Genomic DNA, 22,393 nt, shown 5'->3' with positions numbered 1-22,393 from the left:
AATGGCGTGTGACGCTCGGCCGCCACGCGAAAGGGGAGGGGATGGGCCGTGGGTCGCGGGTGGTGATGCTGCTGGCGGCTGTGGTGGTCGTGGGAGGCGTCGGAGCCGTCGCCGTGTCCAGCATGCGCGGCGCATCCGCGCCTGAGACGCAGGATGTGCCGGGGCGTCCCGAGGGCGCCGTCGCGATGACGGTCGAGCACGTGTACGACGGCGACACGCTGAGCCTGATGGGGGAGGGCGGCGGCCTCGAGCGGGTGCGACTGATCGGGGTGGACACTCCCGAGGGCCCGGGCGCTTCGGGGTCGGATGAGCCGGAGTGCGGAGCCGATGCCGCGCGCGACGCACTGCGTGGGCTGGCGCCTGAGGGATCCACGCTGTGGGTCGCGCCCGACCGGGAGCCGCGCGACCGGTACGACCGTGCGCTGCTCTACGCGTGGACCGCGGACGGGAGATTCGTGAATCGCGAGCTGGTGGCATCCGGCGCGGGCGAGGTCATGGTCATCCCGCCGAACGACGCGCACGAAGAGCTGCTGGCCGCCGCACAGCAGAAAGCCCAGGCGCAGGGCCTGGGCATCTGGGGGAGCTGCTGACGCGAGTCAGCGAGGCGCTCAGGCCGCCAGGTGCAGCCCGCGTGCGTCGGTCACGACCGTGCCGCCGGCCGGGATCGCCTCGTCGTCGCCGATCTTCGCGTTCTTCGCGATGCGGGCGCCCGCACCCACCCGGGTGCGCACCCCGACATGCGCGCGCGCACCCACGGCGGCCTTCGGGCCGACGTGCGCGTTCGCGTCGATGTAGGCGTCGGGGCCGATCAGGGCCTCCGACTCGATCCAGGCTCCGCGCGCCACCACCGCACCGGCGGCGACCTGCGCGCCGGGTTCGATGTACGCGCCCGCTTCCACGCGCGCATCGGGGTGCACCTTGGCTCCGTGCGCGACGAGACCACGGCCGTTGACGTGCTTGCGGTAACGCAGCGTCTCGCCGTGATCGTTCTCGATATCGACGTAGTTCTTGCCCACAGTGGTCTTGAGCGCCTTTCGGTCTTGAGCGCCTTTCCGCGGCCCCGGTCGAGGCCGGACACTGATCACAACGAGGGGGTACCCGGGCATATTCCCGCGGCGGGGCCTGGCACATGTCGCGCGTGTTACAGAGGTGGCTGAGCAGACTGCGTGACGAAAGCCCCAGGAAGGGCCCGTATCGTTGAGGCGTGACGAACGAGACAGCCGACCGCACCCTCGTCTTCGACTGGGAGCAGACCCGGCACACCGTGGCCGAGGACGTGCAGGGCATCGTCATCGGCACGTTCGTCGCCGCGCTGGGGCTGTACCTGCTGAAGGCGGCCGGTGCCGTGACCGGCGGCACCGCGGGGCTGGCCCTGCTGCTCGACCAGGCCACCGAGCTGCCGTTCTGGCTCATCTTCGTGCTCGTGAACTTCCCGTTCGCCTTCCTCGCGCTGTGGAAGAAGGGCCTGCGCTTCACGCTGCTCACGTGTGTCTGCATCGCGGGGGTCGCCGGGCTGTCTGTCGTGAACGGGTATCTGCTGCCGGTGCACGACCTCGACCCGATGTACGGCGTCTTCGCGGGCAATCTGCTCGCCGGCGTGGGCCTGCTCATCCTGTTCCGCCACGGCGCCAGCGTGGGCGGCGTCAACATCGTCGCGCTGCTGCTGCAGGAGAAGACCGGCTTCCGCGCCGGCTGGACGCAGATGACGCTCGACGTGCTCGTGGTGCTGTTCTCGCTGCTCGTGCTGCCCTGGTACACCGTCGTGCTCAGTGCCCTGGGTGCCGTGGTCATGAGCGTGGTGCTCGCGCTGAACCACCGCGAGGGGCGCTACATCGGCCGCTGAGGTGGCGACGCGGCGGCGCGCCGGCGGTGGCGTCGGTCCAGGATCGGTCCGGGCTCAGGCGGGCTGGCAGCGCGGGCACCAGTACACGACCCGCTCGCTGATGGCCGACGCTCCCAGTGCGCCGCGCAGGATGGGCGTGCCGCAGCGGCGGCACGGCCGGTGCTCCCGCCCGTAGACCCAGCGCTCCTGTCCGCGTCTGCTGTCGCCTGTGAAGACCCGCACGGGCAGCTCGACGTTGCGCCGGATGGTGCGTACGCCCAGCGCGAGCAGCGCCGGCACGTCGACTGCGGTCGCGGGGCGCTCCGGATGCACGCCGCGCAGGAACAGCAGCTCGCTCGCGTACTCGTTGCCGAACCCTGCGACGTGGCGCTGATCCTGCAGCGCGACGTGGATCGGCCGGGGGTCCGCCGCGACGCGGCGCGCGGCCTCATCGGCGTCCCAGTCGGCGCCCAGCGGGTCGGGACCGAGGTGCCCCACCACGCGCGCCTCGTCACGCGTGGGCAGCACCTCCACCATCGCGAGGTCGAAGCCGACCGCTTCGGCGGTCGCGGTCGCGACGATCGCGCGCGCCTTGAACGCCGGCTTGCGCCAGCGCTCACCAGCCCGGTAGACGTGCCACTCGCCCTCCATCTTGAGGTGGGAGTGGAGGGTGTGCTCGCCGACGCGCATCAGCAGGTGCTTGCCGCGCGCGGCGACCGCGTGCACGGTCTGCCCGCGCAGGTCGGCGGTCGCGCTGCCCGGCACGCGGATGTCGAAGCGCGTGACCGCCCGGCCGGCCAGCGCCGCGTGGAGCCGGCGCGCGGCGCGATGGACGGTGTCGCCCTCAGGCATCGCTCACCCCCGCGAGGGCTGCCTCAGACGCGGCTGTCTCAGACGCGGCTGTCTCAGACACGGGCGGCTCCCGCCGTGACGCGTCGCAGCGTGAGCCCCTTGGGCGACTCCACGAATCCGGCCTCGCGCAGCGCGCGCCCGACCGCGGTGCCGTAGACGAACTCGCCGTTGACCTGCTCGACCGTGAGCGTCTCGAGCCGGCGCTCGCGCGCGGTGCGGGCGAGGTCGCCTGCCGCCGCGGCCAGCACCTGTTCGTCGTCCGTGAAAGCCAGCGCCGTGCGCCCGCCCCGCTCGAGATAGAGCACCAGCGCGCCGTCGACCAGCACCACGACGCCGCCGGCCTTCCGGCCCGGGCGGTGCTTCACCGCGTCCAGGGCGGGCCAGGCGAGCGCAGCGCCGTAGGGGTTGGCCGGGTCGGTGGCGGCGAGCGTGACGGCGCGCAGGGGCGGCGGATCGGCCAGGCCCGAGAACTGCCGCAGCCGGTCGATCGTGGGCGACGTGGCGAACTGGGCCGCGCCCAGCTTCTCGATGAGGTAGCCGCGGCGGCAGTGCCCGGCCTGCTCGAGGCTCGCCAGCACCCGGTATGCCTGCGCGAACCCCCCGGGCACGCCCTCGTTCTGCACGGCCCCGCGCGTCACGACGCCGTAGCGATCGAGCAGCAGCGACGCCGTGGCCGTGTGACGCACGGCGGCATCCGGCTCGGGGTCGGGCAGCAGCGACCATCGTCCGCCGGATGCCTGTGGGCGGGCCGATGGCGTCACCGCGGTGCCGGAGAAGGACGGCCGCGAGAGCGACGCCCCGCGGTACAGCCGCGCGCGCGGCGTGCGGCGCGCCGAGCGGTGCGCCTGCGAGCCGGCGCCGAGGAGCGACCGGATCGGCGCGAACGTGTCGTTCGTCACCCGGCCGGCCCACACGAGGTTCCACAGCGCCTCGACCACGGCCGTCTCGCTCTCGGGGGCGCCCCCGGTCGCGTTGAGCATGTCGCGCAGCTGGGCCGCGAAGTAGGCTCCACCGCCCGCCAGGGCCACGAGCAGCCGCGCCTCGAGCGATTCGGGCGCGATCTCGATCTCCGAGGGGGCGATCGTCAGCGGGGCGGCATCCGACGGGTGCAGGGCGATCCATCCGTCGCGCCCGGGCAGCGAGCCGTGTCCAGACCACACGACCTCGCCCGTCGCGGTGAGCTCGTCGAGCATCCCGGGCGTGTAGTCGCGCACGCGGCCCGGCAGCACGAGCGATTCCCACGCGCTCGCCGGGATGGGCACGCCCGCGAGCTGATCGACGGCCGCGAGCACACCGTCGACGCCCTCGAGCGGGCGCGTGAGGTGCTGCCAATCGGGAAGGAACCGCGCGTACGCGGCGGGCGCCACCGGCTCGACGCTGCCCCGCAGCGCGGCGAGCGAGCGCATCCGGATGCGGCGCAGCGCCTCGGCGTCGCACCACTCCGGCTCGTCGCTCACCCCGGCTTCGGCGAGGAAGAAGCCGCTGACGAGGCGGCCCTGTGCCTCGAGTCGCTGCAGGGCATGCCGCGCCACGGCCGGCCCGATGCCCAGGCGCTCGGCGACCGCCGCGGTGGTGAAGGGGCCGTGGGTGCGGGCGTACCGCGACACCACGTCGCCGAGGGGATCCGGCAGCGGCTCGAGGAACGCCACCGGCACGCCGACGGGCAGCGCGACGCCCAGCGCGTCGCGCAGACGCCCGGCATCCTCGATCGCCGCGTACCGGTCGGTCGCCGCGACCGACACGCGGATCGCGCGCCGGGCTTCGACCAGCGCGTCCAGGTGCGGCGCCGCGTCCGCGGGCTCCTCCAGTCGCGCGGCGACCTCCTCGACCGACAGGGGACCCAGCACCCGCAGCAGGTCGGCCACGCCCTCGCGTCCGCGCGCGCGACGATCCGGTGCGAGGCGCTGAGCCTCGGCCTCGAACTGCGCGATCACATCGGGGTCGAGCAGCTCGCGCATCTCGACCTTGCCCAGCAGCTCGCTCAGCAGCGAAGGGTCGACCGACAGCGCGGCCGCGCGCCGCTCGGCCAGGGGAGAGTCGCCCTCGTACATGAACGCGCCGACGTAGCCGAACAGCAGGTCGCGGGCATAGGGCGACGGCTGGGAGGGCTCGGTCTCGATGAGCCGGATGCGCCGCTCGCCGATGCTGCGCGCGATCCGCAGCAGCGCCGGCAGATCGTAGACGTCCTGCAGCACCTCGCGCAGCGTCTCCAGGATGATCGGGAACGTCGGATGCCGGCGCGCCACCTCGAGCAGCTGCGCCGAACGCTGACGCTGCTGCCACAGCGGGCTGCGCTTGCCGGGGTTCTGCCGCGGCATCAGCAGGGCGCGAGCGGCGCACTCGCGGAACCGCGAGGCGAACAGCGCCGACCCGCCCACCTCGTCGGTCACGATGCGCTCGAGCTCGTCCGGGTCGAACACGAACAGCTCGGCGCCCGGCGGCTCCGACTCGGCGTCGGGGATGCGCGCGATGATGCCGTCGTCGCTCGCGACCGCCGACCCCTCGACGCCGAGTCGTTCGCGGATACGGGCGTTGACGGCCAGCGCCCACGGCGCGTGCACATGCATGCCGTACGGGGAATGCAGGATGATCCGCCAGTCGCCGACCTCGTCGCGACCGCGCTCCACGGTCAGGGCACGGTCGGTGGGAAGCGTGCCCGTGGCCTCCTTCTGCTCGGCCAGGTAGCCCAGCAGGTTCTGCCGCGCGAAGTCGTCGAGCCCCGCCTCCCTCAGGCGATCCTCGGCCTTGTCGGCGGCGCCGGAGCTCAGCTCGCGCGCGAACCGGCCCAGGGCTTCGCCGAGCTCGGCGGGACGGCCCAGCCCGTCGCCGTGCCAGAACGGCACCTTGCCGGGCTGGCCGAAGGCGGGGACGACGTTGACACGGTCGTGGGTGATCTCGACGATCTTCCAGCTCGTGGTGCCGAGCGTGAAGACGTCGTTGACGCGCGACTCGTAGACCATCTCCTCGTCGAGCTCGCCCACACGCGCGTTGCGGGTCTCGCCCGCGATGAAGACGCCGAACAGGCCGCGGTCGGGGATCGTGCCGCCGCTCGTGACGGCCAGGCGCTGCGCACCGGGGCGTCCCTCGATCGTCCCGGCGTCGCGATCCCACACCAGACGGGGGCGCAGCTCGGCGAACTCGTCCGAGGGGTAGCGTCCCGCCAGCAGGTCGAGCGTCGCCTCGAACGCGCTGCGCGGCAGCGAGCGGAACGGCGCGCTGCGGCGCACCGTCTCGAACCACGCCTCCACCTCGATCGCACCGAGCGCGGTGGCCGCGACGGTCTGCTGCGCCAGGATGTCGAGGGGGTTCTGCGGCACGGCGATCGACTCGATCTGGCCGGCCAGCATCCGCTCGGTCACGATCGCGGTATGCAGCACGTCGCTGCGGTGCTTGGGGAACAGCGCGGCCTTCGAGACCTCTCCGACCTGGTGGCCCGCGCGGCCGACGCGCTGCAGGCCGCTGGCCGCGCTCGGCGGCGCCTCGACCTGGATCACCAGGTCGACCGCGCCCATGTCGATGCCGAGCTCGAGGCTGCTGGTCGCCACCACGCAGCGCAGCGCGCCCGACTTGAGCTCCTCCTCGACGATCGCCCGCTGCTCCTTCGACACCGAGCCGTGGTGCGCCTTGGCGAGCACCGGATCCGCTCCCGCGGTCTGACCGGCCTGCGCCATCATGGCCGCGGGGATCTCGGCATCCGGCAGGTCGAGCCCGAGCCGCTCGCTGTAGATCTCGTTCAGCCGCGCCGTCAGCCGCTCGGCCAGTCGCCGCGAGTTCGCGAACACGATCGTCGAGCGGTGCGCCAGGATGCGGTCGACGATCGCCTCCTCGACGTGCGGCCAGATCGATCCGGTCATCTCGGTCTGCTCGGGAGCGAACCACTCGCCGTCGTCGCCCGTCTCCGCGGCCGGTGCGGCTCCGGCCGCGGGCGGCGGGTTCTGCATGTCGGCGATCGGCACGGTCACGCTCAGCTCGAAGGTCTTCGAGGCCTTAGGGGCCACGATGTCGACCGGGGCCGTGCCGCCGAGGAACCGCGCCACCTCGTCGATCGGCCGCACGGTGGCCGACAGGCCGATGCGCTGCGCGGGCCGCTCGAGCAGCTCGTCGAGTCGCTCGAGGCTCACCGCGAGGTGCGCGCCGCGCTTGGTGGCCGCCACGGCGTGCACCTCGTCGACGATCACCGTGTGCACCTCGCGCAGTGTCTCGCGCGCCTGGCTGGTGAGCATCAGGTACAGCGACTCGGGCGTGGTGATCAGGATGTCCGGCGGGTGCCGCACGAGGCGCTGGCGGTCGGACGAGGGGGTGTCCCCCGAGCGCACTCCCACCGTGACATCCGGTGCGTCGACGCCCAGGCGGCGCGCCGCCTGCGAGATCCCGACGAGGGGCGAGCGCAGATTGCGCTCGACGTCGACGCCGAGGGCCTTCAGCGGCGAGACGTACAGGATCTTCGTGCGCTCGGCGCTCGGCTCCTTCTCGCGGAAGACCCGGTCGATCGCCCAGAGGAACGCCGAGAGGGTCTTACCCGATCCGGTCGGCGCGACGACGAGCGCATGGCGCCCCTGTGAGATCGCGTTCCAGGCGCCGGCCTGCGCGTCGGTCGGCGCACGGAACGCACCCCGGAACCACTCCCGCGTCGCGGGGGCGAACCGGTCGAGTACATCCACCCGACCATCCTGCCCCGGGCCACCGACATGGGCGTCAGGCTTGACCAGGCGGCTCTGTGCCGGCCACCCGTTCTCCCTCTGGAGGCGGAGGCGATGCGACGCTCATCGCCGTACGGTGTGGGGCATGAGCGACCAGAAGCGGCAGAACGAGCCGAATTGGGGGCTCGGCATCGCCCTCGCGCTGCCTCTCGGCATGCTGTTCGGACTGACGCTCGACAACATCGGCCTCGGCCTCGCGCTCGGCTTGGCGTTCTTCCCGGTCGTCGCGATGCTGTTCGGCTCGAAGAGCGAGGACGGCGACGGGGACGGCAACGGCGGTGGCGACGGCGGCGAGGCGTCGGACCGCGACGATCAGCCGAGCTGACCGAGCTGCTTCTCGAGGAAGACCCGCACGTCGGCGAGCTCCTGCTCCGAGACCGCGTGGCGCAGGCCGGGGTAGATGCGCCCCACGAGATCGCTGTGGCCGGGCAGCCAGTCGGTCGTGTGCGCCACGAGGAAGTCGGGGATGACGTCGTCGAGCGTGCCGCGGCCCCAGAACACGGGCGGCCGCAGCTCGGCGAGCTCGGCATCGCGCGGCAGGTCGCCCGGTGTCGCGTAGCCCGACAGGTTGACGGCGAAGGAGAAGCGCTCCGGGGCGAGCCGCAGCGCTTGCAACGACACGGCGGCCCCCTGCGAGAAGCCCAGAAGGCCGACGCTCGCCGCCTCGCTCGCGACCCGGTCGAGCCACGCGAGCAGGCTCTCGGCCGCGCGGGTCACGTGGGTCGCGTCGCGGCTCTCCAGCCCGTCGATCGGGTACCAGGAGTGGCCGGGCGTCGGGAACGGCGGTGCGAGGGGCGCGCGCACGGCCGCGACGGCGAACTCCGCGGGCAGGTGCGGAGTGAGCGCGAACAGGTCGCGCTCGTCGGAGCCGTAGCCGTGCAGCAGCACGAGCAGCGGGCGTCCCGCCGGATCCGCCGACCACAGCGCCGCGGCATCATCGAGCATCGGAGACTCAGGCACGCCCCCATCCTGCCCCGTGCCGCCGACATCCGTCACGGACTCGATGCCGTCCGTCGCGGTCGAGGTCGGAAGAGGCGGGTATACAGGACACATGGCCGTGCGCACTCCTGACCCCGACCCGAACGAGCCCGACCCGATCGACGATCGCGGCGCGGCCGACTTCGCCGCCGCCGGTGCGGGCGGCTTCGGCGGCGTGCCGGGCGGCAACGCGAACCCGGCGTGGCTCACCGACATCGAGCTCGCCGAGATCCGCCGCCGCCTGCCGATGCTCTACGTCGAGGCGGTTCCGGTGCGCACCGACGGCACAGGCGCCGTGACGCAGGTCGGCATCCTCTTGCGGGCCACGCCGATCGGCGAGATCACCCGCACCATCGTGTCGGGCCGAGTGCGGTACGGCGAGACCGTGCGCGACGCCCTGTTCCGCCACCTCGAGAACGATCTCGGCCCCATGGCCTTCCCGCTGCTGCCGCCATCGCCCGTGCCGTTCACGGTGGCCGAGTACTTCCCGATCCCGGGCGTCAGCGCGTACCACGACGACCGCCAGCACGCGGTGTCGCTGGCCTTCGTCGTGCCGGTGACGGGCACGTGCGAGCCACGACAGGATGCGCTCGAGGTCACCTGGATGAGCCCGGAGGAGGCGGCCTCCGAGACTCTCGCCGCGGAGATGGAGGGCGGCCGCTCGACCCTCATCCGCACGGCCCTCGCGAGCGTCGGCGCGCTGCGCTGAGCGTCCCGGGCGAGGCGCCCCTCTCGGCGTCGTCGGCGTTCCTCCGAGGCGCTCGAGGCGCTCGACTGATACGCGTCAGGCGGAGGTGGTCGTCGCCTCCGCGATCGCGGCGACGAACGCGTCGATGTCGGCCTCGGTGGTGTCGAAGCTCGTGAGCCAGCGCACCTCGCGCGTCGCCTCGTTCCAGTCGTAGAAGCGGAACCGTTCGCGCAGGCGGTCGGCGACGCCCTCCGGCAGCGCGGCGAACACGCCGTTCGCCTGCGTCGGCTGGGTGAATGCGACGCCGCGGATGGAGCTGTCCGCGAGCCCCGCCTCGATGCCCGACCGCAGGCGGGCGGCCATCGCGTTGGCGTGCGCTCCGCTGCGCAGCCACAGGTCGTCGGTCAGCAGCGCGACGAGCTGCGCCGACACGAAGCGCATCTTCGACGCGAGCTGCATCGCCGACTTGCGCAGATAGGGGATGCCGACCACGGCATCCGGGTTCAGCACCACGACGGCCTCCGCGCCGATCGCGCCGTTCTTGGTGCCGCCGAAGCTCAGCACGTCGACCCCCGCGTCACGCGTGAATGCCTGCAGCGGCATGTTCAGCGCGGCGGCCGCGTTGGCGATCCTGGCGCCGTCCATGTGCACCGTGAGGCCGAGTTCGTGGGCCGTGTCGGCGATGGCGGCCACCTCGTCGCGCGAGTACAGCGTGCCGAGCTCGGTCGACTGGGTGATCGACACCACCTGGGGCACTGCCTGGTGCACGCCGCGCGAGCCGGCGACCGCGCGGATCATCTCGGGCGTCAGCTTGGCGTCGGCCGTCGCCACGGGCACGATCTTGAATCCGCCGACCTTCTCGGGCGCCCCGCCCTCGTCCGTGTTGATGTGTGCGAGCGCTGGCGCGATCACGGCGCCCCAGCGCGTCATCATGGCCTGCAGCCCGACGACGTTAGCGCCCGTGCCAGTGAACACGGGGAAGGCCTCGACGCCGTCGCCGAGCAGCTCGCGGAACAGCTCCTGCAGGCGCGCGGTGTGGGCATCCTCGCCGTATGACGTGACGTGCCCGCCGTTGGCGGCCGCGATCGCGGCGATCACCTCGGGGTGGGCCCCGGCGTAGTTGTCGGAGGCGAAGTCGCGGCGGAGGGCGTCATGCAGGGGGTCCACCGCATCAGCCTACGGCCGCGCCGGCCGCCGTCCGGCTCCCGCGGTGGCCCGGCGGCCCGGCGGCCCTGCGGCCCGGCGGCCCGGCGGCCCGGCGGCCCTGCGGCCCTGCGGCCCGGCAGCCCGGCGACCCGGATACATCGGTGGACGGACGCGCCGCCGGGCACCGACGCCTACGGTGAAGGGGATGGACCGCCGCACCTCCCCCGAACCCGTCGCCGCCCCTACCCGTCCGGCGCACCCCCTGGCCGGGTTGCTCCGCGAGGTGTCGCCCACCCAGTGGCTGATCGACGGCGTGGTGGGCGCGGTCTTCGCGCTCCTGTCGTTCGCGTCGATGAACGTGATCGGCTCGGCATCCGGGCTCGCGACCGTGGCGACGGTCATCCTGATGGTCGCGGCGCTGATGCTCAGCCGCGTCTCGCCGCCCATCGCGCTCGCGGTCGCCTGGCCGGGCGCCCTGTGGCAGATGGGCACCGGCCAGCCCCCGATGCCCGCGAACCTGGCGATCTTCGTGGTGCTGTTCGCCACAGCCGCGTACGGATCGCGGTTGGTGTTCTGGCTGGGCTGCGCGTCGGCCTTCGTCGGGGCGGTGGCGATCGCGGTCTACCTGGTCGTTCTGCCACTGGTGTGGACCGGCACGGGGCCGTCGGTGTTCGAGTACGCGTTCACGGTCGTCGCGGCGTTCCTGGCGGCTCTGTTCGCGCTCATGCTGTCGTGGACGCTGGGCGCGCTGACGCGATCCATCCTGCGCGCCCGCGAGACGCGCCGCGCTCAGCGGGCCGCCGAGGTGCGGGCCGCCGAAGAGGAGGAGCGGGGCCGCATCGCCCGCGACATGCACGACGTCGTCGCACACTCGCTCGCGGTGGTGATCGCTCAGGCCGACGGCGCCCGCTACGCCGCCGCAGCGGATCCGGACGCCGCCACCGCCGCGCTCGGCACGATCAGTCAGACGGCCCGGGCGGCGCTCGCCGACGTGCGGCTGCTGCTCACGCAGCTGCGGCATCAGCAGGGCGAGGGACCGCAGCCCTCGCTCGCCGACCTCGAGGGGCTGTACCAGCAGGTGCGCGCCGCGGGTGTCGACCTGCGGGTCGATGTCGATCCGGCCCCGACGGGTTCGCCGCCGGCGGCCGTCCAGCTCGCGGTGTACCGCATCCTGCAGGAGGCGCTCACCAACGCCCTGCGGCATGGCGACGGCGGGCCGGTCGACGTCGGGCTGGCGTGGATGCCGGAGCGCGTCGACCTGCACGTGCGCAACGGCGTCGCGGCCGAGCCGCGGGCGACAGAGCCCGCCGGGCACGGACTGATCGGCATGCGCGAGCGCGCCCAGCTCGTGGGCGGCGTGCTCGACGCCGGCGCCGAGCACGGCGCATGGGTCGTGCGGGCCGTCCTGCCGATCCGCGCGGGTGGCGAAGCGGCTGAGAGGATCGACGGATGATCCGGGTCGTTCTCGTCGATGACCAGGCGCTGTTCCGCGCCGGCATCCGCATGCTGATCGCGTCGCAGCCCGACCTCGAGGTGGTCGGTGAGGCGGGCGACGGGCGCGAGGCGCTCGAGGTCGTGCGCGCGACCCGTCCCGACGTCGTGCTCATGGACATCCGGATGCCCGTCATGGACGGGCTGGAGGCCACAGCGGCCCTCCTGCAGCAGCCGGATGCGCCGCGCATCGTGATGCTGACGACGTTCGACCTCGATGAGGCCGCGGCTCGGGCGATCCGGCAGGGGGCGTCCGGGTTCCTGCTGAAGGATGCCGAGCCCGAGTTCCTGCTCGCCGCGATCCGCACGGTGCACGCGGGCTCGTCGGTGATCGCGGCGGCGGCGACACGCGAGCTGTTCGCCCGCTTCACGGATTCCCGGCGGCCCGTGCCCGCGACGTATGGCTCGCTCACCGAGCGCGAGCGGGAGATCTTCGCGCTCGCCGCGCGCGGCCTGAGCAACGCCGAGATCGCGGCGCGCGAGTTCCTCAGCGAGGCCACGGTCAAGACGCACATCAGCCGCATCCTGACGAAGCTGTCGCTGCGCGACCGGGTGCAGCTGGTGGTGTTCGCGTTCGAGCACGGGCTGGTGTGATCCCCTGCCGAGTGCACACCAATGTGCGTGTGGACTCGGCTTGCCCGCGCGCCCGCCAGAACACACGCACATTGGTGTGCACTCGGGCGGTTGGAGGGCATGCCGCCGGGCGGCGCACCGCGATTCAACGGGCGGCTCCCGGACGCGGCCGAACGCGACGATGCCGCCCCTGCCCGAGGGCAGGAGCGGCATCGCGGGAGTGAGATTACTTCTTGAGGTCGAAGCGGTCGTTCTCCATGACCTTGACCCACGCGGCGACGAAGTCCTTGACGAACTTCTCCTTGGCGTCGTCCGAGGCGTAGACCTCCGCGACGGCGCGCAGCTCGCTGTTCGCGCCGAACACCAGGTCGACGCGCGAGCCGGTCAGGCCCGTGGTGCTGATGAACGTCTGCTCGTCGGGGTCGGGCGTCCACTGGATGCCCAGCTCGAGCAGGTTCGCGAAGAAGTCGTTCGTCAGCACGCCCGGCTTGTCGGTGAAGACGCCGATGTCGGAGCCGTCCCAGTTGTTGCCGAGCACGCGCAGGCCGCCGACCAGCACCGTCATCTGCGGGGTGCTGAGGCCGAGGTGGTTGGCGCGGTCGATCAGCAGGTACTCGCTGGGCAGCTTCAGGAAGCCGCTGTCGTAGTTGCGGAAGCCATCGGCCACCGGCTCGAGCCAGGCGAACTGCTCGGGGTCGGTCTGCTCCTGCGTCGCGTCGACGCGGCCCGGGGTGAAGGGCACCTCGACCTCGACGCCGCCGGCCTTGGCGGCCTGCTCGACACCCACGTTGCCCGCGAGCACCACGACGTCGGCGAACGACAGGCCCGACTCGGCCGCGATCTGCTCGAGGTGCGCGATGATCGGCTTCAGCTGCTCGGGCTGGTTCACCTTCCAGCTGACCTGGGGCTCGAGGCGGATGCGACCGCCGTTGGCGCCGCCGCGCTTGTCGGACGAGCGGAACGTGGCCGCCGCCTTCCACGCGGTCGACACCAGCTGCTGCACGGTGAGGCCCGAGTCGAGGATGAGCTGCTTGGCCTTGGCGATGTCCGACTGCTGGGTCGACGCGGTGGCGGTGGGCAGCGGGTCCTGCCAGATGAGGTCCTCGGCGGGAACCTCGGGGCCGAGGTAGCGCGCCTTGGGACCCATGTCGCGGTGGGTCAGCTTGAACCACGCGCGGGCGAACGCGTCGGTGAACGCCTTCTGGTCATCCTTGAAGCGACGCGAGATCTCGTCGTAGGTCGGGTCGACGCGCAGCGCGAGGTCGCTGGTCAGCATGCGCGGCTCGCGCTTGCCGTCGGAGTGCGACATCGGCACCATGTCGGCGCCCGCGCCGTCCTTCGGCTTCCACTGGTTCGCACCGGCGGGCGACTGCATGAGCTCCCACTCGTACGCGTACAGGATGTGGAAGAACTCGTTGTCCCAGCGGGTCGGGTGGTAGGTCCACGTCACCTCGAGGCCCGAGGTGACGGTGTCCTCGCCGTTGCCGGTGCCGTAGCCGTTCTTCCAGCCGAAGCCCTGCTCCTCGATCGGCGCGGCCTCGGGGTCGGGACCGAGCAGGTCGTCCTTGTGCGCGCCGTGCGTCTTGCCGAACGTGTGTCCGCCGGCGATGAGCGCGACGGTCTCCTCGTCGTTCATGCCCATGCGGCGGAACGTCTCGCGGATGTCGCGCGCGGAGGCCAGGGGGTCGGGGTTGCCGTTGGGGCCCTCGGGGTTGACGTAGATCAGGCCCATCTGCACGGCGGCCAGCGGCGCCTCGAGGTCGCGGTCGCCCGTGTAGCGCTCGTCGTCGAGCCAGACCTTCTCGGGGCCCCAGTACACGTCGTCGTCGGCCTCCCAGACGTCGGGGCGGCCGCCCGCGAAGCCGTAGGTCGGGAAGCCCATGGTCTCGAGTGCGACGTTGCCGGCGAGGATCATGAGGTCGGCCCACGAGATCTTCTGGCCGTACTTCTTCTTGACGGGCCACAGCAGGCGGCGGGCCTTGTCGAGGTTGCCGTTGTCGGGCCACGAGTTCAGCGGCGCGAATCGCTGCTGGCCCGCGCCGGCGCCGCCGCGGCCGTCGTGCGAGCGGTACGTGCCGGCCGAGTGCCACGCCATGCGGATCATGAAGGGGCCGTAGTGACCGAAGTCGGCGGGCCACCAGTCCTTCGAGGTGGTCATGACCTCGGCGAGATCGGCCTTCACCGCGGCCAGGTCGAGGCTGTTGAACGCCTCGGTGTAGTCGAAGTCCTCGCCCAGCGGGTTCGCGACCACGGGGTTCTTGGCCAGGATCTTGAGGTTGAGCTTGTTGGGCCACCACTCCGAGTTGGCGCTGCCCATCGTGGGGTGGACGCGCTTGCCTGCGGCGGGGGCAGCGTCGCTGCCGGTGCCGGGGAGGGCGGGTTCGCTGTCGACGGCTGCGGGCTGCACGGATCCGGCCGGGGCCGATCCGTCGGCCTTGTCGTAGCCGAACGGGCAGGAGGCAGTGCTCTCGGTCATGTTCGCCTTTCGGGGTGGAACGGGATGGGAATGGGAACGGGGGTCAGGATGCCGGGGGCCCCGGCAGGGACGCCTGGGCCTGGCAGTCGGGGCACAGGCCCCAGAAGATGAGCTCGGCCTCGTCGATCGCGAAGCCATGGGGGTCGGCGGGGGCCATGCACGGGGCCTCGCCGTGCACGCACGCGACGTCGACGATGAGATCGCACGAGCGGCACACGAGGTGGTGGTGGTTGTCGCCCACGCGCGACTCGTACCGCGCGACGAGGCCGTGCGGCTGGATGCGCCGCACGAGGTCGGCCTCGGTCAGCGCGTGCAGCGAGTCGTACACGGCCTGGTGCGACACGGTGGGCACGTGCTCGCGCACCGCCCGGATGATCGTCTCGGTATCCGCGTGCGGGTGACGGCCGACCGCCTCGAGCGTCGCGACGCGGGGTGCCGTGACGCGCAGCGACGCCCCGCGCAGCGCCCGCTCCACATCGCTGTGAGGCGTGTCGTGCGACTGGGTCACGGGAAGCCGATCTGCCGAAGAACTGAACGATTCAAATCTAGCGGATGCCACCGGCATCCGCCGAACGCGGCGTGTCGCCGCATATCCGGTATACCGCACGGTGCCGACATCATCCGCTCGATGTACGCGGATGGCCCTGCCGGGCGATCCGCGGGGCGGGCGGTCGTCCGTAGCGTCGCTGTCATGGAGATCACGACCACCGACATGGGCCTCGCCGCGCGCGTGCAGAGCCTCACCAAGACCTACGGATCCGGCGACGGCGAGGTGCGGGCGCTCGACGACGTCAGCGTCGGCATCCGGCGTGGCCAGTTCACCGCCATCATGGGGCCGAGCGGCTCGGGGAAGTCCACGCTGATGCACATCATGGCCGGCCTGGACGCTCCCACCGCGGGCCGCGCATGGATCGGCGACACCGAGATCACCGGTCTGCGCGACACCGAGCTCACCCTGCTGCGCCGCCGCCGGGTCGGCTTCGTGTTCCAGGCGTTCAACCTGGTGCCCACGCTCGACGTGCGCGGCAACATCCTGCTGCCCTTCGACCTCGACGGCCGGACGCCCTCGCAGGCCGAACGCGCCCGCATCGACGGCCTGATCGACTCGCTCGGGCTCGGCCCGCGCCTCGGACACCGACCGCATCAGCTCAGCGGCGGCCAGCAGCAGCGCGTCGCGATCGCCCGGGCGCTGGCCACGGCGCCCGACCTCGTGTTCGCCGACGAGCCCACCGGCAACCTCGACTCGCGCACCGGTCGCGAGGTGCTCGCGCTGCTCGCGGCGGCGAGCCGCGATCACGGCCAGAGCATCGCCATGGTCACGCACGATCCGATCGCGGCGAGCCACGCCGACCGCGTGCTGTACCTGGCCGACGGGCGCATCGCCGCAGACAAGCCGCAGCAGACGGCCGAGCAGATCTCCGCCCACATGCTCGCGACCGAGCAGCCCGCGGCCGCGCCCGTCGAGGTGGCGTCGTGAGCGCCCCGGCAAGCCCCGCGGGGTCGGCGCCGGCGCTGGGCACGGTCGTGCCCGAGACGTCCGGCACGGCGTCCTGGCTCACTCGCCTGGCGTTCCTGCGCGAGCGCGGCATGGGCGCGAGCATCCTGGTGGCGGCCCTGTCGAGCGGATTCGGGGTGCTGCTGCTCACCGCGACCGGGTACATCGGATCGTTCATCGCGGCAGACCCCTACATCGGCGACTCGCAGCTGGCCCTGGCGGTGATCGCGATCCTCGGCGTGGTGCTGCTCGCGCTGGCGCTGTACGTCGGCGCGATCGTGACCGCCAACACGTTCTCGACCATCGTCGCGGGCCGCACGCGCCGCATCGCGCTGATGCGCCTGATCGGGGCGACGGCACGCTCGCAGCGCGGCGAGGTCGCCGCGCAGGGGCTGGTGGTGGGTGCGATCGGCGCCGCCCTCGGCCTCGTGATCGGGCTCGCGCTCGCCGCGGCGGGCGTCGCCGTGGGGGCGCGGCTGCTGGGCGACACCGGCTACGAGGTCGCGCAGGCGACGCTGCTCATCCCGGCGGCCGTGGTGGCCCTCACCACGTGGGCGGCAGCCTGGGTCGGCTCGCGCCGCGTGCTGAGCGTCACTCCTCTGCAGGCCCTGGGCGGATCGGTCGAACGCGGTCACGACGAGTTCGCGCGCCCGGCGCGCAACGTCACGGCGGTCATCCTGATCGGTATCGGCGCGGCGCTGCTCGGCCTGGGAGCGATGATCGGCATGGCCAACCCGCTCGGCGTCGCTCCCGCGTTCCTGGGCGGCCTGGTGTCGTTCACCGGTCTCGTGCTCGGCGCGACGTGGATCATGCCGCCCCTGCTGCGCCTGGTGGGCAGGATGTTCGGGGGCTCGGCGGTCGCGCGCCTCGCGTCGGAGAACGCCCTGCGCTACCCCGAGCGGTCGAGCCGGATGGCCATCGGCGTGGTGATCGGCGTGACGCTCGTGACGATGTTCGCCGTGGCGGCGGAGACCGCGCAGGCCGTGATGATCCGCAGCGCCGAGGCGAGCGGATACCCGATGGATCGGCTCGAGGTGCTGGACCAGTTCGCCGCCGCGATGATGCTGCTCGTCGGCGTCTCAGCCGTGATCGCGTCGGTGGGGCTCGTCAACCTGCTCACGATCGGCATCGTGCAGCGCCGGCGTGAGCTCGGCCTGCTCCGCGCGCTGGGCCTGTCGAACGCGCAGATCCGCCGCGTGGTGCTGCTCGAGGCGACGCACATCACGCTCACCTCGGTCGTGTTCGGCCTGCTGCTGGGCGTGGCGTACGGCTGGGCCGGAGCGCAATCGGTGCTCGGGTCGGTTCCGCTGCAGATGGGCATCGGCGCGTTCCTGGTGCTCCCGGCCGTGCCGTGGATCACCGTCGGCGCGGTGGTGCTCGCCGCCGCGGCGCTCACCCTCGTGGCGGCGGTCGCCCCCACACGCCTGGCCACGCGCGTCGCGCCCGTCGAGGCCCTCGCGGCCGACTGACGCCCCGCCCCGCCCGTTCGGTCGGTCGCCCCTGCACGTGGGGGCGCCGCCCGGCCGGTGGGGTGCCGCCCGGCCGGTGCGGGGTGTGCGGTGGGCCCGCGTCTCAGATGCCGCGCACCATCCGGCGCTCGTGCAGCAGCACACCCCCGGTGCGCTCGTCCTTGGTCGCGCCGTCGAAGGAGAAGCCGATCTTCTCGTAGAACCGGATGGCGCGGTCGTTGCCGTCGAGCACCCACAGGAACGCCGGCAGCTCGCCGATCGCCGCGTCGGCCAGCAGCTGCGCCGCGCCCGTGCCGTGCCTGCGGGGATGCACGTACAGCGACCACAGCTCAAGAGGCCACGGGGCATCCGGGTCGCGGGCGGGGCCCGACGAGCTGAAGCCGATGATGTCGTCGCCCTCCAGCGCGACCCAGGTGCGCCCCTGCGGCTTCGGGTTCTCGAGCGTGGTGCGCCAGCGGGCGGCGCGGGCCACGATGTCGAGCGAGTCGAGCACCGCCTGGGGGATGAGCCCCGCGTACGCGATCTGCCAGGTGCGCACGTGCACCTCGCTCAGCCGGCCCGCGTCATCCGGCATGGCTCGGCGGATCGTGATCGCGGGGGGCGTCGACGCCGGCGGCTTCGCTGCGGTCTGCTCACTCATCCGCGGCCCCCGCTTCCGCGTCTTCGGGCTCGGCCGGCCCGACGGCGTCCGGTTCGGCGGGCGGCGGGTCGAACGCCCACGTCGGCGCCAGGCGCTTCAACCGAGCGCCGCGCCACTGCCATGCGGCCCACAGCGGCGCCCACAGCGCCGGCGCGGCGCGCCCGCCGATCACGAGGCGCTCGCGCCACAGCGTGCGGGCCGGATCGCCCGGCAGGGGCGCCACGGCCATCTGGTGGTCCCACACGTCGAGGGTGGCGAGCGGCCCCGTGAGCGGGATGCCCGTGTCGCGCAGGATGCGCACCTCGCCATGGCCGTCGGTCGTGCGCCGGTCGTGCACGGCGATCAGATGGGCGCCCAGCCCCATCCCGAACGAGCTGTAGCGCACGGGGGCGTCGGCCCCGTCGGTCCACCGGGTCGGCATGCCGCCGCCGGCCATCGGCTCGACGTTCAGCAGGGGCCCGTACAGCTCGGCGAGCGCGGCCGGCGAGTGCAGCGCGCGCCACGCGGCCTCGGCGTCGATGTCGAGCGCGAGCTTCAGCAGGATCCGCATGCCGCCACTCTGGCACCGACCCCGAGGCGCCGTCACCCGCTTGCGCATCCGGCCGTGTCTCCGGCTCGTGGTGGCCCGACGTCCCGTGTCCCAGCTGTGGCCGGTACCGCTCGCAGCATGTCCCACTCGTGGCCCCCAAGCCAGGGTCATTCGGGCCACAAGTGGGACACGGTCGGACCCGCCCGGCAGGATGTGACGCCCCGCGACAGGAACACGGGACCGGATGCGCCGCCGCCGTAGGCTGATGCGGTGAGTTCGCCTTTCGACCAGTCCACGTATCAGGTGCGCCTCGACTGGGGGCTCGACGGCGTGGCACGGCTGGCGCCCGCCGACGTCTATGTCGTGGTCGACGTCATCCGCTTCTCGTCGACGGTCGCGGCGACGGTGTCGGACGGCGGCGACGTGGCGCTCTCGGATGCTGCCGCCTCCTCGATCAACGGCGCCGCCGTCGCCGAGGCGGCGAGCCGCCTGCCCCACGCCCCGGTCGTGCTCGTGGGCGCGCTGCGCAACGCCTCCGCCGTCGCCCGCGCGGTCAAGGCCGAGCAGGAGCGCCGCGCGGCGCGCACCAGCGTCGCGATCATCGCGGCGGGCGAGCGTACGCCGGATGGGGGCCTGCGCTTCGCGGTCGAGGACCACCTGGGTGCCGGTGCCGTCATCGACGCGCTCACGCCGCTCGGCATCGACCACTCGTCGCCCGAGGCGGTCGCTGCGGCCGAGTCGTTCGCGGCTCTGCGCCGCGCGGTCAAGCACTTGCTGACCTCGAGCGGCTCGGGCCGTGAGCTCGAGGGCGATCCGCGCCACCCGCAGGTGCTCGCCGCCGCGAAGGTGGACGACCTCGACGTCGTGCCCGTGCTGCGCGACGGAGTGTTCACGGCCTTCTAGGTCGCCTCCCGGCCGGAGGTTCGCTTGCGGCAGCCTGGCGGCGCGGGGTCGGCTGCACGCTTCAGGAGATCTGCACCGTTCAGGATGTCGTGGTCCTGAGTGATCCTGAGGCGTGCGGATCTCCTCGGCCGTGCGGATCTCCGGGGCCGTGCGGGCCCCGGCATCACCCCCGCGCCTCCGCCCCGCACCCCCGTCCCGCCCCCGCCCGGCGGCGCCGTCAGCGCGGGGTCGCGGCGGCGAGGCGGGTGGCGGCGGTGATCTCGCGGCGCTGCCAGCGGAACTGGTGACGGGCGTCGAACCGCGGCGCGCACTTCACGCATGACATGGCGCGCGTGGGGCGACGGTGCCGGTAGGCCAGATGCCCGGCCGGGCACACGCCCACCCAGGGCGCGAGCTCGTTGGCGGTCTCGCCGCGGTGCGTGGTGCCGCCGACGTAGCCCAGCTCGCGCGCGACGCGCTTCCATTCCGGGCCGTGCGCCGCGGCCGGGCCGGCCAGCGCGTGCGCCACCTCGTGCAGCAGGGTCTGGTGGTTGGTGTCGTCGTCGTAGCGCGCGGCGAGGTAGCGCGACACCGAGATGCGCTTGCGGGTGTAGTCGCACAGGCCCGCGCGGCGCTTGGCGTTGTCGAAGCCGAACGTCCACGTCGCATCGAGATGCAGGGCGATGAGCGCCTGCGCCCACACCTTCACGCGATCCAGGTCCGACACATCCTGAAACCTATCCCGGGGCGGGGACATTCCGGCCGGATGCGCCGGGAGCGTCGCGCGTCAGCCGGAACGACGTCGCGCCCACGCCCAAGACGATCAGCGTGCCCACGGCCACGATCACGCGGTAGTCGACCAGGGCGACCACGGCGGCGCCCACGGCGGTGGTCGCCACCATCGGCAGGTTCATCGCCACGTGCGACGCCGCCGCGGCGCGCCCCTGCAGCCGCTCGGGCGTCGAGATCTGCCGCTCCGTCACGTACGCGATCACGAGGGCCACGACGCCGTAGCCGGTGACGGCGAGCCCGGCGATCACGAGCGGCAGGATCTGGAAGCACAGCGGCAGCAGGCCCACCCCGGTCGCCGTCAGCCCGATCGCGAACACGCGCGTGCGGCCGATCCGCTCGAGCAGGCCAGCGGTCGTGAGCCCCGCGACGATCCCTGCCACGCCCTGGGTCGCGTTGATGGGGCCGAGCAGCGCGGGAGGCAGGCCCATCGCCTCCATCGCGGCGAAAACGATGGCATTGATCAGACCGACCGCGCCCATCCCGACGATCAGCGCCCAGGTCATCCCCGACAGCGGACGGGTGCGGAACAGATGCCGGAAGCCGCCGAGCAGATGCGCCACGATGTGCTCCTCGCGCGGGCCGCCAGCCGATTCGTCGATGCGCACGAAGGCGAACACGGCCGCGGCCGCCGCGAACGCGCCGATCGCCATGCCCACGACGGGCAGCGGCCCGATCCATGCGTACAGGCCGGCTCCCGCGACGGGGCCGACGATGCGCAGCACCTGGTCGATCGTCTGCAGCAGCCCGTTCGCATGGGGCAGGGCGGCATCCGGCAGCATGTCGCGCAGGATGCCCGACTGGCACGCGCCGGTCACGTATGAGATCAGCGCATAGAGCAGTGTCGCGGCGAACACGATCCACACCTGATCGGCTCGCTGCACCCAGAACAGCGGCACGAGGCCGAGCGCTCCCGCGAAGTACGACACCGCCAGCATGCGGCGGCGGGAGACGCGGTCGGCCAGGGCGCCGATGAAGGGCGACGCGATCGCCGGCAGCCCCAGCGCGACGAACGTCGCGCCACCCAGTGCGGCCGATCCCGTCAGCTCGGTGACCCAGACGGCCAGGATCAGGCTGAGCAGCGAGTCGGCGACGTTGGTCAGCGTCCAGCCGACCAGGAGCGTGCGGAAGACCGGGGTGCGCAGCGCCTGCTTCGGGGCTGACCGACCCTCGGACTGGTCGCCGGCCGCGGTCGGATCGATCGCCATCAGTGCTCCTCGTCGCCGTCGACTGGGCCCGGTGCCGGGATCTCCGTCCAGGTGACGGCGAGGAGGCGCGCCAATCGCGCGTCGGGAGGTCGCAGGGACGGATCGCCCGCGCGACCGGTGAACGGGGCCGTGAGCTCGGCGATGCGGTCCGCGAGCGCGCTGAGCTCTTCCCGGGTGGCCCAGAAGCTGGAGTGCTGCTGCGCCGTGGCGAACGTCCAGGACGGGTCGTCGTCGATCGACCGCGCCATCCAGGCACGCAGCCGTTCGAGCGAGACGTCGAGGTAGACCTGGCCGGCCGCCTGCGTCGCACGCATCGCTTCCCGGTCGCCCGGCTCGGGCAGCAGCGTCATCTCCTGCCCGCGCGGCGCGCGCCACGGTCGCTCCCGGCCACGTGGCTCGCCCCGCTCGAGGAAGCCGTACTTCTCGAGCTGCCGCAGGTGGAACGAGCAGCTCGCGACCGACTCGCCCGTGGCCTCGGCGCACTGCGTCGCCGTGAGCTGGGTCTCGCCGCGGAACAGGTCGATGAGCCGGACGCGCAGCGGATGCGTGAGGGCCTTGATCTGCTCGGCGTTCGACACGATGCGCGGCGCGGGGCGGGATGCGGTCACGCCATGAAGATAGAATCTAAAGACTTCTTTAGCAAGAGATCTTTAGG

The 22,393-nt window shown here is 72.8% G+C and carries 21 protein-coding genes; 9 read left to right on the top strand and 12 right to left on the bottom strand.

Features of this window, described 5'->3' with window-relative positions:
* The first annotated feature begins 41 nt into the window (after nt 1–41).
* Entirely contained in the window at nt 42–590 is a 549-nt protein-coding gene (locus ABTW64_RS04375) for a thermonuclease family protein (RefSeq protein ID WP_350619559.1), read from the top strand.
* 18 nt (nt 591–608) lie between these two features.
* Here the strand turns inward: ABTW64_RS04375 and ABTW64_RS04370 are convergent, their stop codons facing one another.
* Nucleotides 609–1,016, bottom strand: a complete 408-nt coding sequence (locus ABTW64_RS04370; RefSeq protein ID WP_350619557.1) for a transferase — start codon at nt 1,014–1,016, stop codon at nt 609–611.
* A 188-nt stretch (nt 1,017–1,204) separates the two neighbouring features.
* Between ABTW64_RS04370 and ABTW64_RS04365 the strand changes: the two genes are divergently transcribed.
* Complete coding sequence (locus ABTW64_RS04365; RefSeq protein WP_350619555.1) at nt 1,205–1,843, top strand: YitT family protein; 639 nt, start codon at nt 1,205–1,207, stop codon at nt 1,841–1,843.
* 54 nt (nt 1,844–1,897) lie between these two features.
* On the opposite strand, the gene ABTW64_RS04360 is transcribed toward ABTW64_RS04365, so the two are convergent.
* Nucleotides 1,898–2,674, bottom strand: coding sequence for a DNA-formamidopyrimidine glycosylase family protein (locus ABTW64_RS04360; RefSeq protein ID WP_350619553.1), 777 nt, complete (start codon nt 2,672–2,674; stop codon nt 1,898–1,900).
* Between the two features lie 53 nt (nt 2,675–2,727).
* Nucleotides 2,728–7,335, bottom strand: a complete 4,608-nt coding sequence (locus ABTW64_RS04355; protein ID WP_350619551.1) for an ATP-dependent helicase — start codon at nt 7,333–7,335, stop codon at nt 2,728–2,730.
* A 124-nt stretch (nt 7,336–7,459) separates the two neighbouring features.
* Here ABTW64_RS04355 and ABTW64_RS04350 point away from each other — a divergent pair, with 124 nt between their 5' ends.
* Entirely contained in the window at nt 7,460–7,699 is a 240-nt protein-coding gene (locus tag ABTW64_RS04350; RefSeq protein ID WP_350619549.1) for a glycine zipper domain-containing protein, read from the top strand.
* On the opposite strand, the gene ABTW64_RS04345 is transcribed toward ABTW64_RS04350, so the two are convergent.
* The gene (locus tag ABTW64_RS04345) at nt 7,687–8,319 is read right to left on the bottom strand and encodes an alpha/beta hydrolase (RefSeq protein ID WP_350619732.1); all 633 of its coding nucleotides are present in this window, start codon (nt 8,317–8,319) and stop codon (nt 7,687–7,689) included. The genes ABTW64_RS04350 and ABTW64_RS04345 overlap by 13 nt on opposite strands.
* A 106-nt stretch (nt 8,320–8,425) precedes the next feature.
* Between ABTW64_RS04345 and ABTW64_RS04340 the strand changes: the two genes are divergently transcribed.
* On the top strand, nt 8,426–9,061 hold the full coding sequence (locus tag ABTW64_RS04340) for an NUDIX hydrolase family protein (RefSeq protein ID WP_350619547.1): 636 nt from the start codon (nt 8,426–8,428) through the stop codon (nt 9,059–9,061).
* Between the two features lie 75 nt (nt 9,062–9,136).
* Here the strand turns inward: ABTW64_RS04340 and ABTW64_RS04335 are convergent, their stop codons facing one another.
* Nucleotides 9,137–10,207 carry a threonine aldolase family protein gene (locus ABTW64_RS04335; protein ID WP_350619545.1) on the bottom strand — a complete coding sequence of 357 codons (1,071 nt, stop codon included), beginning with the start codon at nt 10,205–10,207 and terminating at the stop codon, nt 9,137–9,139.
* A gap of 184 nt (nt 10,208–10,391) precedes the next feature.
* Between ABTW64_RS04335 and ABTW64_RS04330 the strand changes: the two genes are divergently transcribed.
* Nucleotides 10,392–11,639 (top strand): sensor histidine kinase, encoded by a 1,248-nt coding sequence (locus ABTW64_RS04330; RefSeq protein ID WP_350619543.1) that lies wholly within the window; start codon nt 10,392–10,394, stop codon nt 11,637–11,639.
* Nucleotides 11,636–12,271, top strand: coding sequence for a response regulator (locus tag ABTW64_RS04325; RefSeq protein WP_350619541.1), 636 nt, complete (start codon nt 11,636–11,638; stop codon nt 12,269–12,271). The genes ABTW64_RS04330 and ABTW64_RS04325 overlap by 4 nt, the downstream gene beginning before the upstream one ends.
* 205 nt (nt 12,272–12,476) lie before the next feature.
* Here the strand turns inward: ABTW64_RS04325 and katG are convergent, their stop codons facing one another.
* Both katG and ABTW64_RS04315 read right to left on the bottom strand, forming a co-directional pair.
* Nucleotides 12,477–14,726, bottom strand: coding sequence for a catalase/peroxidase HPI (gene katG / locus ABTW64_RS04320; RefSeq protein ID WP_502892300.1), 2,250 nt, complete (start codon nt 14,724–14,726; stop codon nt 12,477–12,479).
* 43 nt (nt 14,727–14,769) lie between these two features.
* Complete coding sequence (locus ABTW64_RS04315) at nt 14,770–15,234, bottom strand: Fur family transcriptional regulator (protein ID WP_350619539.1); 465 nt, start codon at nt 15,232–15,234, stop codon at nt 14,770–14,772.
* A 183-nt stretch (nt 15,235–15,417) separates the two neighbouring features.
* Between ABTW64_RS04315 and ABTW64_RS04310 the strand changes: the two genes are divergently transcribed.
* Nucleotides 15,418–16,203: an ABC transporter ATP-binding protein gene (locus ABTW64_RS04310; RefSeq protein WP_350619537.1), complete on the top strand. Its 786-nt coding sequence runs from the start codon at nt 15,418–15,420 to the stop codon at nt 16,201–16,203.
* Entirely contained in the window at nt 16,200–17,690 is a 1,491-nt protein-coding gene (locus ABTW64_RS04305; protein WP_502892299.1) for an ABC transporter permease, read from the top strand. The genes ABTW64_RS04310 and ABTW64_RS04305 overlap by 4 nt, the downstream gene beginning before the upstream one ends.
* A 103-nt stretch (nt 17,691–17,793) precedes the next feature.
* Here the strand turns inward: ABTW64_RS04305 and ABTW64_RS04300 are convergent, their stop codons facing one another.
* Both ABTW64_RS04300 and ABTW64_RS04295 read right to left on the bottom strand, forming a co-directional pair.
* Entirely contained in the window at nt 17,794–18,330 is a 537-nt protein-coding gene (locus ABTW64_RS04300; RefSeq protein WP_350619535.1) for a GNAT family N-acetyltransferase, read from the bottom strand.
* Nucleotides 18,323–18,880, bottom strand: a complete 558-nt coding sequence (locus tag ABTW64_RS04295) for a hypothetical protein (RefSeq protein ID WP_350619533.1) — start codon at nt 18,878–18,880, stop codon at nt 18,323–18,325. The genes ABTW64_RS04300 and ABTW64_RS04295 overlap by 8 nt, the downstream gene beginning before the upstream one ends.
* Before the next feature lie 249 nt (nt 18,881–19,129).
* Here ABTW64_RS04295 and ABTW64_RS04290 point away from each other — a divergent pair, with 249 nt between their 5' ends.
* A complete protein-coding gene (locus tag ABTW64_RS04290) occupies nt 19,130–19,762 on the top strand; it encodes a 2-phosphosulfolactate phosphatase (protein ID WP_350619531.1) in 633 nt (210 codons plus the stop codon).
* A 217-nt stretch (nt 19,763–19,979) separates the two neighbouring features.
* Here the strand turns inward: ABTW64_RS04290 and ABTW64_RS04285 are convergent, their stop codons facing one another.
* Genes ABTW64_RS04285 through ABTW64_RS04275 form a run of 3 tightly spaced genes read right to left on the bottom strand, consistent with a single transcriptional unit; the run spans nt 19,980 to nt 22,346 of the window.
* Nucleotides 19,980–20,468, bottom strand: coding sequence for a SprT-like domain-containing protein (locus ABTW64_RS04285; RefSeq protein WP_350619529.1), 489 nt, complete (start codon nt 20,466–20,468; stop codon nt 19,980–19,982).
* 10 nt (nt 20,469–20,478) lie between these two features.
* Nucleotides 20,479–21,738 (bottom strand): MFS transporter, encoded by a 1,260-nt coding sequence (locus tag ABTW64_RS04280; protein WP_350619527.1) that lies wholly within the window; start codon nt 21,736–21,738, stop codon nt 20,479–20,481.
* The gene (locus ABTW64_RS04275; protein WP_350619525.1) at nt 21,738–22,346 is read right to left on the bottom strand and encodes a helix-turn-helix domain-containing protein; all 609 of its coding nucleotides are present in this window, start codon (nt 22,344–22,346) and stop codon (nt 21,738–21,740) included. The genes ABTW64_RS04280 and ABTW64_RS04275 overlap by 1 nt, the downstream gene beginning before the upstream one ends.
* Between the last annotated feature and the right edge of the window lie 47 nt (nt 22,347–22,393).

This window comes from Microbacterium sp. NPDC096154, from assembly GCF_040302945.1.
In the GTDB taxonomy this organism is placed as follows: domain Bacteria; phylum Actinomycetota; class Actinomycetes; order Actinomycetales; family Microbacteriaceae; genus Microbacterium.
The sequence above is the reverse complement of the archived record's forward strand: the minus strand, read 5'-3'. Positions and strand labels throughout refer to the sequence as shown.